The 13,260-nt window shown below is 51.3% G+C and carries 10 protein-coding genes; 3 read left to right on the forward strand and 7 right to left on the reverse strand.

The genetic code is table 11. The features are described from left to right. Window positions 1–101: 101 nt before the first annotated feature. Window positions 102–473: a winged helix-turn-helix transcriptional regulator gene (locus HGH92_RS24790; protein WP_168873504.1), complete on the forward strand. Its 372-nt coding sequence runs from the start codon at window positions 102–104 to the stop codon at window positions 471–473. A gap of 90 nt (window positions 474–563) precedes the next feature. Here HGH92_RS24790 and HGH92_RS24795 read toward each other — a convergent pair whose 3' ends face one another. Next, a complete protein-coding gene (locus HGH92_RS24795) occupies window positions 564–1,136 on the reverse strand; it encodes a hypothetical protein (protein WP_168873505.1) in 573 nt (190 codons plus the stop codon). A 283-nt stretch (window positions 1,137–1,419) separates the two neighbouring features. Here HGH92_RS24795 and HGH92_RS24800 point away from each other — a divergent pair, with 283 nt between their 5' ends. Beyond that, entirely contained in the window at window positions 1,420–1,899 is a 480-nt protein-coding gene (locus HGH92_RS24800; protein WP_168873506.1) for an SUKH-3 domain-containing protein, read from the forward strand. A gap of 60 nt (window positions 1,900–1,959) precedes the next feature. On the opposite strand, the gene HGH92_RS24805 is transcribed toward HGH92_RS24800, so the two are convergent. The 6 genes from HGH92_RS24805 to HGH92_RS24830 all read right to left on the reverse strand — a co-directional run bounded on the left by HGH92_RS24805 (window position 1,960) and on the right by HGH92_RS24830 (window position 10,555). Further along, on the reverse strand, window positions 1,960–4,113 hold the full coding sequence (locus HGH92_RS24805; protein ID WP_168873507.1) for a chitobiase/beta-hexosaminidase C-terminal domain-containing protein: 2,154 nt from the start codon (window positions 4,111–4,113) through the stop codon (window positions 1,960–1,962). Beyond that, complete coding sequence (locus HGH92_RS24810; protein WP_168873508.1) at window positions 4,113–5,138, reverse strand: 6-bladed beta-propeller; 1,026 nt, start codon at window positions 5,136–5,138, stop codon at window positions 4,113–4,115. Before HGH92_RS24810 ends, HGH92_RS24805 begins: the two co-directional genes overlap by 1 nt. 15 nt (window positions 5,139–5,153) lie before the next feature. Further along, window positions 5,154–6,608: a DUF1501 domain-containing protein gene (locus HGH92_RS24815; protein WP_168873509.1), complete on the reverse strand. Its 1,455-nt coding sequence runs from the start codon at window positions 6,606–6,608 to the stop codon at window positions 5,154–5,156. Between the two features lie 51 nt (window positions 6,609–6,659). Continuing rightward, window positions 6,660–8,978, reverse strand: coding sequence for a PSD1 and planctomycete cytochrome C domain-containing protein (locus HGH92_RS24820; RefSeq protein WP_168873510.1), 2,319 nt, complete (start codon window positions 8,976–8,978; stop codon window positions 6,660–6,662). A gap of 354 nt (window positions 8,979–9,332) precedes the next feature. Then, window positions 9,333–9,752: a hypothetical protein gene (locus HGH92_RS24825; protein ID WP_168873511.1), complete on the reverse strand. Its 420-nt coding sequence runs from the start codon at window positions 9,750–9,752 to the stop codon at window positions 9,333–9,335. Between the two features lie 95 nt (window positions 9,753–9,847). Continuing rightward, entirely contained in the window at window positions 9,848–10,555 is a 708-nt protein-coding gene (locus HGH92_RS24830; protein ID WP_168873512.1) for a hypothetical protein, read from the reverse strand. A gap of 356 nt (window positions 10,556–10,911) precedes the next feature. Here HGH92_RS24830 and HGH92_RS24835 point away from each other — a divergent pair, with 356 nt between their 5' ends. Continuing rightward, the gene (locus HGH92_RS24835; protein WP_168873513.1) at window positions 10,912–13,236 is read left to right on the forward strand and encodes a TonB-dependent receptor; all 2,325 of its coding nucleotides are present in this window, start codon (window positions 10,912–10,914) and stop codon (window positions 13,234–13,236) included. The last annotated feature ends 24 nt before the right edge of the window (window positions 13,237–13,260 follow it).

Genomic DNA, 13,260 nt, shown 5'->3' on the forward strand with positions numbered 1-13,260 from the left:
TCTGGAAGTTTTTGAACTATAATTATTATAGTTGCAAAACTATTTTTAGTGGGGTACATTTGCAATAACTATCAAAACAGATAGGTGCAAAAAATAACCACATGAAGACAGAATGTATTGGTGATCACATAAAAATGAATGGTAAACTTTATCCCTGCACGGTAAGTTTGACCATGGACCTGGTGGGAGGGAAATGGAAAGCAGTGATCCTGTACCATTTAAAAGATGGGCCTAAAAGATATAATGAGCTTCGCAAAGAAATGCCTTCCGTTACAGAGATGACATTGAGCCTGCAGTTAAAACAGCTGGAGAAGGACGGCCTGGTGGCGAGGAAGGTGCAGGGTAAAAAGCCTCCCATCAAAGTTGTTTACAGCCTGACGGACTTTGGGAAAACGCTGGTCCCTGTTTTGGAAGCGATTACAGCATGGGGCAACCAGGCTGTTAAGGAGAAAGGGGAGTTTATTACATTATAGTTTGGGATTTGCGTTTCTATGCAAAACCTGCTACCATAATATGAACGGGGCTGGCCTTTTTAAAAAGGCCAGCCCCGTTATTTTTTGTGATTATTTTTTCGCCGCCGGCGGCATCATTTTAGGAGGGGCCTGTTCATACTGGTACATCAGGTTGATTTTTCCGTTTTTATCAAACCGCCAGGTTTCCTGCAGTTCTTTCGCTGTCTTTTTCCCATGGGCGTCGGTAGCTATTTCGCGGGTCCATATCACCACCCATTCTTCCTTTTTATCCTTGCTTCTGAGCGGTATCCAGGCGTGGATGGAATCAACCACGTTGCCCATCGGTTCTCTTTTCTTTTTAGCGAGCACGAAGAGGCTGTCCCTGTTGCCGGCAAACATAATACCGTCGGAGAAAAACATGGTGTCATTTTCCGCGAAAAAACGTTTGGCGCTGTCAAGGGTGTTGTTGTCCCAGTTTTGGTAAACGGTGAGCAGTGTTTGTGCGTTTTTTGCATCACCCATCTCAAAATCCGAAGAATAGCTTGCCGTGTAGGGGTAAGCCATGTTTTCCTGTTTGGCAGGTCCGGGCCCGGAGGTGGTGTCTGCTGCTGTTTTGGATTGGTTGGGGCTGGAGGTACAGGCTGCCAGAAAAGCAATCAATACGAAAAGGGGAATCTTTTTCATAAAAATGGTTTCTAAAATTATAAATAATAAAAAAAAGCCGGGGGCAACGACTGGTAAGCGGAGGGACGGGGCTCGATACTTATTCTAAGGTAGGAATTTTTAGGGAAAAATGAATGAAATATGACCGCTGGTCCCGGAACGGCAGATTGGAAATATCGGAATGAAAATCATTAAAAAAATGTGATATCGGTTTATCGTAAATTTATTCAGGGGGCTGATATAATTTTGAAAGATCAACACGACCGAATCTAAATCCGAAGGGACGAAATGAAATAATATTTTTATGAGCATGATTTCAGGGGCCGCTAAAGCGGTGTTGCAGAAAGCCGGCTGGTACGAAGGAAGAACCGTTTCTATCCAGAAAAGCATCCATTTGCTGGAGAATGCAGGGTACCTCATATTTGACAAGGTAGAGGCTTTTCTGACAGAGTTCGAGGGTCTGGACCTGAACTATACCAACAGCCTGGGGGCAGACATGTTTGTCAGTTTTGATATAGCATGGTCATTATCTAAAGCCAGGTTGTATGAGAAAGACCTGATAGTGGAAGACTATCCCCGGGCCATCGGTTGTAAGATGCTTACCCTGATAGGAAGAGAGAACACGGCCACCTGCCTTGCCATCAATGAAGAAGGGACGATATATACCCTGAACGACGGTTATATCCTGGAAGCAGGAAAAGGGGCCGAAGCGCTGAATAACCTGATCACCAAAAGCTATAAAGAACTGAAACAGGTGCCTATGCCGGATTGGTGGGGCGAATAAATCTACCCATAAAAAAGCCGGTGACATGTCATCACCGGCAGATATATCAATTGGTTTTATTTAGTTGAACAGCAGCTCATCCGTAAACACCCAGGCATGTTTCCCTTTGCCGGGATGCCAGGACGGGAGGATGGCCGGTGTCATGATGATCTTTATGTAGGACGCCTGTGTCACCGGGAAAGCACAATCAATGTCCATCGCGGCAACAGGGTCGTCTTTTTTGCCTGCGGGCGGACTGATTTTCTTCAACAATTTGAGCTGCTGCGGATGAACGCCACCCCATATCTCAACCTGGCGAGGCGGGAAGATATAAGAACCCACATTGCGCAGCATGCCGATGCTCACCGATTTAAGCGGCACCGGCTGCGGAAACCGCACCACCGCTTCCAGTACATTTTTCGTATAGCCGAGCCATTTACCATTGTTATAGTCCGTTCCGCCTTTTTGACCGTCTGTCAGGGTGCTGCCGCCGCTGGCGAGATAAGACCCTTCCGGCTGGTTGACCAGTGTAACGCTGTCCGGTATATAGGTGGTTTTGACCAGCTGGAGCTGTACCGGATCACTGGCATACCATCCCTGTTTACAGGCAATGGCACGCACGGTAGTGTTGCCGGTGATCAGGAGGCTGTCTTTGAAAACCGGTGAATGCAGGCTGTCAGGGGCGCTACCGTCCAGGGTATACCGTATTTCCACGCCTTTCACAGGGTGTTGCAGTTTCAGTTGTATGCTGCTCCTGAAAACGGCCGCTGTGTTGAGTATGGTTGGCTGGTTCAGCTTCAGTTGTTCTCCTTTGTCATTCGTAAAGCCTTCCACCACGGTGACCTGCCGCAGTATTTTTTGTGCCTGCTGAATATCAGCATGGGAAAGACCGGTGTTCCATACGTACAGTGTTTGCAGGGCAGGTGCGGCTTTCAGGGTGGTGAGCTGTTGAAGTGTGACCGGCGTGCCTGATACAGAGAGGCTTTGCAGATGCGGCAATTTGGCGAGGGTGGCCAGTGTTTGCCCGGTGATATTGGTGAAGCTGAGATTGAGCACCCGCAGCTGTTTAAACTGCGCCAGTACGTCAAGGTCGGCATCCTGTACCGGCATCTTCTGCAAGTGCATTTCTGTCAGCTGTTCTTTTACCGGCTGCAGCTCTTTAACGGAAGCAATATTGAACTTGTCTTTGTTGTACCAGTTCGCCACCAGCGGGGCGGCATGTAACGCCACCGGATATACGACGCGGTAGTTGTTGTTCAGTTGTTGCACCAGCTTATCATCTGCTGGAGAGAAATCATATACCGGCTCTTTGGCAGCCGCGGGTTGCAGGCGGGCAGCGGCCAGCAGCCGCAGGCTGTCACGCGCCGGCAGTGATGCCACCGGCGTTTTGAAGTCCGCGCCGCCTTTGATCCAGTAGTAAAGCAGTGCCACTTCTTCTTCGGTGAGTGGTGGTTTGCCGGCCGGAGGCATATGTTTTTTGTCATCCACCGGAAGGTGTAATCTCTGCATTATCAAACTGATGGCGGGATTGCCGGGAATGAACAATTTGCCGCTTTTTCCGCCGGCCAGCAGCTGTTGCGGAAGCTCCATCGACAGGCCGCCTTTCGTTTTCCCTGCGTTGTGGCAGCTCATACATTTTTCTTCCAGAACGGGTTTCACCAGATGTTCATACACCAGCGCTTTCTCCAATGGCACGGGCGTGTTGTGCGGTGTAACAGGCGCCAGCACAAAGTTATTGCCATGGGTGATGTCAGCGCCCCAATGGCCTGTCACCAATAACAGGACTGCCGTTACCAGTGCTCCCGTTTTCGGCAACCACGGTCTGGAAGCCTCTCTCAGCCAGTATAATGAAGATGCGGTCCATAATACGGCCATTCCGCCCCATTTGTGCCACTGGATATTACCGTCGGCATAACCTTCTTCCCGGGCAAGCAGCAGTCCCATGATAACGGTGACGGCTGTACTGAGCGCTGCTGCCAGCAACAGCCAGGCGGTGAACTGCGTTTTCCAGCGGTTGGCCTCCGGTTCGCGCAGCTGCACAAACAGCAGCAGGGAGCCCAGCAGCAGCAATACGATCGGGAAATGCAGCACCAGGGGGTGCATGCGGCCCACTACCTGCAACCATGCAGGTATAATGGCGCCGCTGCCGGCGATGAACAATACCAGTGCAAAAATATTAGCGGCAAATAAAAGCTGGCTGCCGGCGTATTGCCAGCGGATACGGTTCCACGTCATTATACCCTCCTGAGTTTATATGGGTACACTTTGCCGGAGGCCCATTGTGCTACATAAACGTTTTCATCGTTGTCCACGCATACGTCGTGCGGGTGAACGAACAGTTTCTCCGCCTGCTGCATGGGTTGTAGCTGCTGATCGTTATAGACAGGGGCGGTGCCGCCAATGTTGGACACCACTTTGTTGTTTTTGTCCAGGATGGTGACGAAGCCGCTGCCGCTGGCATTCATATCGGGAGAACGCAATACTGCTGCGTAGAGATGGTCGCCTTTGATCACCGGGCGGCATACACAGGCGCCGGGAAGGGATATCACTTCCAGCAGCTGTCCGCTCATCGTGAAACGCTTGAAACAGTTGCGGGTGCGGTCTGTCACCAGCAGGGTGGGCGTACCCTGGCGGCGGTCGATGCAGATGCCGTGGGCGTTGTCCAGATGAGCGTCGCCTTCGCCGCGGCCGCCGAAAGTATGCAGCAGTTTGCCCTGACGGTCGTAATGCATGATGTATTGCGCGCCGTATCCGTCTGCTATATAGATGTCTCCTTCGTCAGTGACGGTGGTTTCTGTAGGCACAAATTCCTCTTTCTTCTTATAGAAGCCTGTTTCCGCGGGATAGTCGATGGTCATCACGATTTTGCCGTCCATGGTGGTTTTATATACCTGGTGTTTTTCCGTGTCGGTGATGAACAGGTATTCGGTGCCGTTTTCATGGGCCAGGGTAAGGCCGTGCGCACCGGGAAACTCGTGTCCCCAATATTCCAGCAGTTTGCCGGATTTATTGTAGACGAGGATGTTGTTTTTTGTTTCGTTGGTAAGGAGGATGATACGGCCTTTTTTGTCCTGCACCATCTCATGGCAGTCCTTTACAGGATGCCGGCTGCTGTCGAGCGTGCCCCAGCGGGTATCGAGGGTATAGCGCATATCCTGATGGCCGTATACCGGCCCTTTGGGACGGGCGAAGAGGTCGCGGGAAATGTAAAATGATGCGGTAACTAACGCTGATGCTTGTATGAATTTTCTTCTCTCCATGAATCGTATTTTTTATCAGGCCATGAGCCCTGGTATAACTTTTCCTGCTACGTCGGTGAGCCGGTAGCGGCGGCCCTGGTGTTTGAAGGTGAGTTTTTCGTGGTCCAGCCCCATCAGGTGTAAAACGGTGGCGTGGAAATCGTGCACATGCACCGGGTCTTTGATGATATTGTACCCGAACTCGTCTGTTTCGCCATAGACGATGCCTGGCTTTACGCCGCCGCCGGCCATCCAGATGGAGAAGCAGCGCGGGTGATGGTCGCGGCCGTAGTTATCGGCCGTCATTTTACCCTGGCAGTAGTTTGTTCTGCCAAATTCGCCGCCCCATATGACGAGCGTTTCATCGAGCAGTCCGCGTTGTTTGAGATCGGTGATCAATGCGGCGGAAGCGCGGTCCACATCTTTTGCCTGGCCGGCCATTTCATTGGGCAGGTTGCCATGCTGGTCCCAGCCCTGGTGATATAGTTGCACGAAGCGTACGCCGCTTTCCGAGAGTTTGCGCGCCAAAAGGCAGTTGGCCGCAAAGGTGCCGGGGACGAGGCATTCGGGCCCGTATAGTTTGATGATGTCGTCTGATTCTTTAGAGAGATCGGTCAGTTCCGGTACGGCCGTCTGCATGCGGTAGGCCATCTCGTACTGTTGGATCTTGGTGTTGATTTCCGGATCGCCAAAATCCTTATAGGACTGGTCGTTAAGGGCGGCCAGCTGGTCAAGCATCTGGCGGCGGTTGCCCATATCGATACCTTCGGGATTGTTGAGGTACAATACCGGGTTATCACCGCTGCTGAACTGTACACCCTGGTGAATACTGTCGAGGAACCCGTTGGACCACAGTTTGGAGTATACGCCCTGGCCGTTGCCCTTACCGCGTGACAACAGTACACAGAAGGCGGGAAGGTTTTTGTTTTCGCTGCCGAGGCCGTAGCTCATCCAGGAGCCAAAGCTGGCACGGTTTCCCTGTTGTGCGCCTGTCTGGAAAAAGGTGAGTGCCGGATCATGGTTGATCGCTTCGGTAAACATGGACCGCACGATACAAATATCATCTACGATCTGTGCGGTATGCGGAAAGAGGTCGCTCACCCATGCGCGGGCTTCCCCATATTGTTTGAAATCATAGTGGGACCCTACCAGGGGAAAGGACGACTGTCCGGCGGTCATGCCGGTGAGCCTTTGCCCCATGCGTATGGATGGCGGCAGTTCCTGTCCCATCATCTCACGCAGTTTGGGTTTATAGTCGAAGCTCTCCAGCTGGGAAGGGGCGCCGTTCTGGAACAGGTAGATGATCCTTTTGGCTTTGGGTGCAAAGTGAGGCATACCTGGTATGAAAGGTGCTTCATGGCTACTGCTTTTACCGAAAAGGTCGGGTATCAGCAGGGAGCCAAGTGCTACGCTGCCGATGCCCAAACTAAGCCGTGACAGGAATTTCCGGCGGTTCATATTCAGGTGGTGCTCCAGGAATTCGTTTTTCATCGTGTTGTTTTTTATCGGGAATGATGTTGAGGCAGATGGACCTTTGCCGGTTTATGTTTTGGACAGCGTTTCTTCCAGGTTATAAATGGTGGTGATCACCTGCATCATGGCAGCCCAGGAGGCCTGGTCAAGATTTGCTGTCATCGGATATTCTCCATGGTGCAGCAGTTTGGCGGCGTTGGCCGGTTGTTTTTTATAGTATGCCTGTTGTTGTTCGTAGTATTGCAGCAGGGTGGCGGTTTCGTGTGCCTGTGGCGTGCGGCAGACGATCAGGCGGAAGGCCTGCTGTATATGCTGCGGTATGCCGTTGTTTTGTTGCAGCAGACGGGAGGCCAGTACCCTGGAGGCTTCCAGCACGGTAGGGTCGTTGAGCATCATGAGCGCCTGCAGCGGTGTGTTGGTGGCAGACCGTTTTACTTCGCACTGGTCGCGGTTGCTGGCATCGAAGATCATCATCGAAGGCGGCGGGACTGTTCTTTTGATGAAAGTGTACAATCCGCGGCGGTAGAGGCTTGCACCGTGGTCCTGGCGATAGGTGGAGAGCTGTCCGCGGCCGGAGGTGGCCATTTCCCACAGTCCTTTGGGCTGATAGGGTTTTACGCTGGGACCTCCTACTTCATGGACGAGGAGGCCGCTGCTTTGCAATACGAGATCGCGTACTGTTTCTGCCGGCAGCCGGAAACGTGGTCCCCTTGAGAGGTATATGTTCTCCGGATCGGCCTTTAGCTTCTCCCGGGAGATCACAGCAGATTGACGGTAAGTGGATGACATCACCAGTTGTTTCACCAGCCTTTTGATGTTCCAGCCATGTTGCTGAAAATCCGTCGCCAGCCAGTCGAGCAGCGCGGGGTTGCTGGGCAGGTCGCCCTGCATGCCGAAATCGCCGGTGCTTTTTACAATGCCTCTGCCAAAAATATCCTGCCATACCTGGTTTACAAAAACGCGGGCGGTGAGCGGGTTTTTAGGATCAAACAGCCACTTGGCGAGGCCCAGCCTGTTGCCCGGGTAACTGTTGGTATTAAATGGCAATATCGCTTTGGGCGTGGCTGGGGTTACTTCCGCAGTGGGATTGTCATAGTTGCCCCGGCCCAGTATGAATGTTTTTCTTGCTGTATCTCTTTCTCCCATCACTGATACGATAAGCTTCGCCGTATCCTGTTTGTTGAGAAACCGCAGCACGCCCCGGAGGTCTTCTTTGGTGATCTCCATGTAAGGCTTTTTGGCGTAGGTCTCCGGGCCGCCCACCGTTGATTCGAGGCCGACTTCCTTTACATTGTTGAAGAAGGCGAAGACCTGGTAATATTCTTTCTGTGAAAAGGGATCATATTTATGATCGTGGCAGTGGGCGCATTCAAGTGTGATGCCCAGCAGGCTTTTACCGAAGGTATTGGTACGGTCGGTCACGTATTCCACGCGATATTCTTCGTCTATTACGCCACCTTCTTCCGTGATTTTATGATTGCGGTTGAAGCCTGACGCCAGCAGTTGTTCGCGGGTGGCGTCGGGGATCATATCTCCGGCTAGTTGCCAGGTCACAAAATCCTTATAGGAGAGGTTGGTGTTGAAAGCGTGTATCACCCAGTCGCGCCACGGCCACATGCTGCGGTAGTTATCGTCCTGGTAACCGTGGGAGTCTGCATAGCGGGCCACGTCCATCCAGTGAACGGCCATTTTCTCTCCGTAGGCGCTGTCCTGCAGCAGTTCATCCACCATTCGTTCATAGCCTTTGTCGCTGGTGTCTTTGGCGAAGCGGTCCATCTGTGCTATGGTGGGAGGGAGACCGGTGAGGTCGAGGCTGAGGCGTTTCAGCAGCCGTTCATGATCTGCCACCGGGTTAGGTGCCAGTCCTTTTTCCGTCATCTGAGCGAGCGTGAAGAAGTCGATCTCATTGTGCGGCCATGTGCGGTCTTTTACCTGCGGCAGTGCCGGGGTGACAGGCGTAACGAAGGCCCAGTGCGGTTTGTATTGAGCGCCTTGTTTGATCCATTTCTCAATCAGCTTCACTTCAAAGCTGCTGAGTGTCATGTTGCTGGATGGCGGCGGCATGCGCATGGCCGTATCGGTGCTGCTGATGCGCTGGTATACTGCCGATGCCATCGGGTTGCCCGGCACCAGTGCATGTGCGCCGGGATCGTCTTTCAGCGCTTTGTAGGCGCTGTCGGCAATGTCGAGGCGCAGGCCGGCTTCGCGTTTATTGGCATCCGGGCCGTGACAGGCAAAACATTTGTCGGACAGAATGGGCCGGACGTGGAAGTTGTAGTCCACTATATCTGGCATTTTATCAGACGGCTGGTCCTGCGCATCCTGATGATGGCAGGCCGTAAAAATGGTAAGGATACAGGCGGCGGCCTTTACATAACGTTGGAACATAATCTGGTTTTCGGAATATTATTGTTCACTTATTGACATGAATCTCCATCTCCCCGTGCTATAGGAACGTGGTAATGCCCGATGGCGGGCATAGTTATGCTATTTTGATTTTGATCGATGCTATTTTTGCTCATCCTTGCTATCCAACAAGTTCATATGTATGAACATAAACAAATATAGTGTTTCTATTCAGAAATTTGCAAGGAAGAATTATTTTTTTAGGAACGGTAAACAGGTGTCACATGATGGCGGGAGATCGTTGCGCAAATGTTGGGGCGTAATATCGTTACATTTTATTTTCACGGGAAAAGTCAAAACCGGCAGCGCACAATGAATGTATGCTGCCGGCCGGCATTATTTAAAATCGATCACATCAGAGCATCCAAACACCAGGTAATTGTACCTGGAGGTGAAGGAAGGGGCTGCGCTGTAATAGTAAGACCACGTTCTGCAACCGGACACACAGGAAGGGTTAATGTTGGAATTGAGCCATTCGTTCCGGCAGGAAGCAGTGAGGGCCAGCATGGAGTAGTTAGGGCCGCTCATGAGCGTGGCGGTCCCCGCGGAATAATTGATCAGGTATGTATAAGCATACATATAGCTGGCATCTGCCGGATCAATGGCCACACCTTTCCAGTTGCTGGGATAGTAGGTAGTTGTCAGTCTGGCAGCTGCCTGGCCGTGATTGGCGTCGTTATTGGTGCCAAAAGAGGAGCCAGTCGTTGTGAAGGCGCTTATCACAACGAGGGATACAAACAAAAGCATTTTTTTCATGCGGACTACAGGTTTAATGGTGAACGATGAAAATAACGATACTCACTGCGGGGCGCATGCGGCGCTGGTAAATATTCACCGTCATCAACCAGCTATTACTTAAGCCGCGGCGGATACAGGACCTGAATATCTTTTGCCGGCCTGAAGAAAGAAACAGGCTGCTGTTCCTTTATGATACCAGTTGCCTTGTATCCGTCTTTTGTACCGTCTGCCATCGTAATACGAATCATCAGCATGGCACCGGGTATCTTTTGCAGGTAAGTAAAAGGAGGCAGGTAAAACGCGGGCAGATCAGGTGTATACCATACCGTTACACTGCTGATAAGGCCATTGGTGCATTGAGGGGGATAATAATAGTTGATGACGGCTTTCCTGCATCCGTATCCTGCAATGGTCATCGTATCTGCTGTGAAATCTATTTTCCCATATCCGGGGCCGTTATATTCGTTGGCATTGTCCCAGTCGCCGTTGTCAGCGGAGTTGTTTGTCTCCGGGGTTGCCGTACTGTCGATCGTTTCTTCCGGGAGATATACATTGGTTTTTAGTTGCATCCCGTAGTTTAAGGGAAGCCCCTGTTTACCGTCAATTTGCAGCAACATCTTTTTGTGGTGCCAGATAAGCCAGCTGGTAGCTTTCCGGTTCGCATAGGTTTGCGTGGCGGACAGGTAGTCAGGATGATAGCAGACGGTCATGGAAGGGGAAGGCGTCTTACTGCTGGCCGGCTTACCGGTTGCGGCAAATGTGATCTTATATACCTCCAGCGTATCGGAGGCATCTTGTGCCTGCAACAGGTGGCTGGCCATGATTAAGCATGTCAGGAAGCTATACCGAACAGCAAACTTCAGAAACTTTTTTTTCGGGTACATCGTGCAAAGATAAGGGAAGGACAGCAACCTATCTATCCCCGGATACAAGGATATTGGCTTTGATATGCATTATTGCCCGCATAAAATCGAACTGAAAAAAAATTCCGCATCATGATAAATTTTCACTAGCTTTAGTAACGAATGGCTATCCTGATTTAAGTGAACATCCAAGCTGACATTGAAAAATCTGACCGCTCCTGTGAACCTGATCCCATTGTGACATTGAACCTGCCGACGTTGGCCCATAGATAATATTGACGAGCATTATATTTCAACCAAACATCTGATAAACAATGAAAAAAATGTCCTTGTTGGCGGTGGCATGGCTATGCATGCTACATACCTATGCCCAACAGTCTTTCAAAGGAAGGGTCTATGATCTCTACACGCTGTCTCCCGTAAAAAGTGCCGGTATCTATGCAGGCGACCAACTATTAACAACAACCGATGTCGCCGGAGAATTCAGTATCGGCGAGCATTACGACCGGTTGCTGGTGATGGCTTCCGGTTATGAGCCGCAGACCATACGCGTAAAAGGCAATGGCCCGCTGATGCTGATAGGTCTTGCAGCCACGTCCTATAATCTCAGTGAGGTTTCCGTCAACGCGGCGAAGCCCCGCAGTAATTTGTTGCAGCCGCAGTCGGTGGCGGTGCTGGGACGGAAAGACCTGCAGCGTAATGACGGTATCTCCCCGGAATATACGCTCAACCTGATCCCCGGGGTACGGATGGAGAAAAGGACAATGGCCGGCGGACAACGCATCACCATACGCGGTTATGGTAATGGTACCAACTTCAATGGCACCGGCTATAAGGCCTACCTGAACGGTATTCCGGTGACGGATGGGGAAGGGACCACCATTCTCGATGATATAGACTTTTCTATCCTCGGCCGCATGGAAGTGATCAAAGGGCCGGCTTCCAGCCTCTATGGCAGCGGCATCGGCGGGGTGCTCAGGATGTACACGCTGAAGCCGTCAGTATATGGCACACGTATTTCACAGGAAGCGACGGCTGGAAGCTATGGACTTTTCAGGACCAATACCCGCCTCGAATATGCCGACGAACAATCGTCCGTTATGCTGAATTACGGTCATCAGAATTATGATAGTTACCGTATCAACAGCGCCTCCAAAAAAGACTATGTGTCTTTCATCGGGGATTTTCACAGTAACGAAAAACAAACCTTCTCCGTATATGCGGCCTATAACAATTCCAATGACCAGTTGGCCGGACAGCTGGACAGCAGCCAGTTTGCACAGCGTAAAGACACCGGTGAAATACCCTATCTGAAGAATAAAGGATACGTTGCCTTTGAAACATACCGAGCAGGGCTTTCTCATCAGTACACCTTCTCCCCGCATGTCAACAATATCACCAGTGCTTATTTCAGCGGCTACAAACAGTCGCAGGCTTTTGCAGCCGGACTGACGTCCAACATCGCCCAGAATGTGGGCGCACGCACAGCTTTTGGGTTGAGCTTTACGGGAAAGACCGTCACGCTGAATGGTACCCTGGGCGCTGAATACCAGAAAACAAATTCCTTCAAAAAGGGGTATGCGCTCGCCAATGCTGTACAAGGGCCACCCACCGGTGACCTGGAGGTGTCTGCCATGCAGTACAGTCTCTTTACGCAATGGGAACTGAAGCTGCCACAGGGTTTCCTTGTTACGGCCGGCGTCAGCAATAACTACATCGAATACAGCATTACCGACCGGTTGACCAATACGGCCAATCCCACGCACAAGGACCAGTCGGGCCATAAAACGTTTACGCCCGTACTGACACCGCAGGTGAGCGTGCTGAAAGCCGTGAATGAAACAGTGTCGGTATACGCCGGCGTGAGCAAAGGATACTCGCCGCCGGTGTCCGGGCAGGTAGTGATCCCGCAGATTGGCGCGGTGAATACAGCCCTGCGCCCTGAGAAGGGGGTACAGTATGAGGCAGGGGCTAAAGGCAGTCTGCTGGGGAAGCGGCTGTCGTTCCAGGTGGCGGTGTTTGATATGGAGATCAAAGACAAGCTCACCTCACAGGCTGTCACGGAGGGCAACACCGGTACCGTGCTATATACCATGAGCACCAATGCCGGCGCGCAGCAAAACCTGGGCATCGAAACGGATATCGCCTATGCGCTGCAACCAAAACATCCGCAGGTATTTTCGCTGGTAAGGCCATTTGTAAGTTATACCTATTCCAGCTTTACCTACAGGCAGTTTAAAAGTGATAACAACAACAACGCCAAGACGGTGGACTACAGCGGCAACAAAGTTTCCGGCGTATCGCCGCATCTGTTTAATGCCGGTGTGGACCTCGTGTCAGTATGGGGTGTTTATCTGAATACCACCTGGCAGTATATCGACCGTATGCCTATTACATACGACAATGCACATTACGCCGATGCCTATACGCTGTTGCAGGCTAAGGCAGGTTATCGGCGTGATCTCGGGAAACATTTCAGCCTCGATGTATTTGCCGGCGGTAACAACATGACAGGCAGCAGGTATTACACGATGGTGTTCCTGAATGCCAACTACAGCGCAGCGCCGCCTAATATTTATCTTCCCGGGCCCTATAAAGCCGTGTGGTACGGCGGTTTTAATCTGTCCTATAAATTCTGAAAAGTTAGTCATCCCCTAAAGTAT

Origin of the sequence: Chitinophaga varians (assembly GCF_012641275.1) — a bacterium.
GTDB lineage: Bacteria > Bacteroidota > Bacteroidia > Chitinophagales > Chitinophagaceae > Chitinophaga > Chitinophaga varians_A.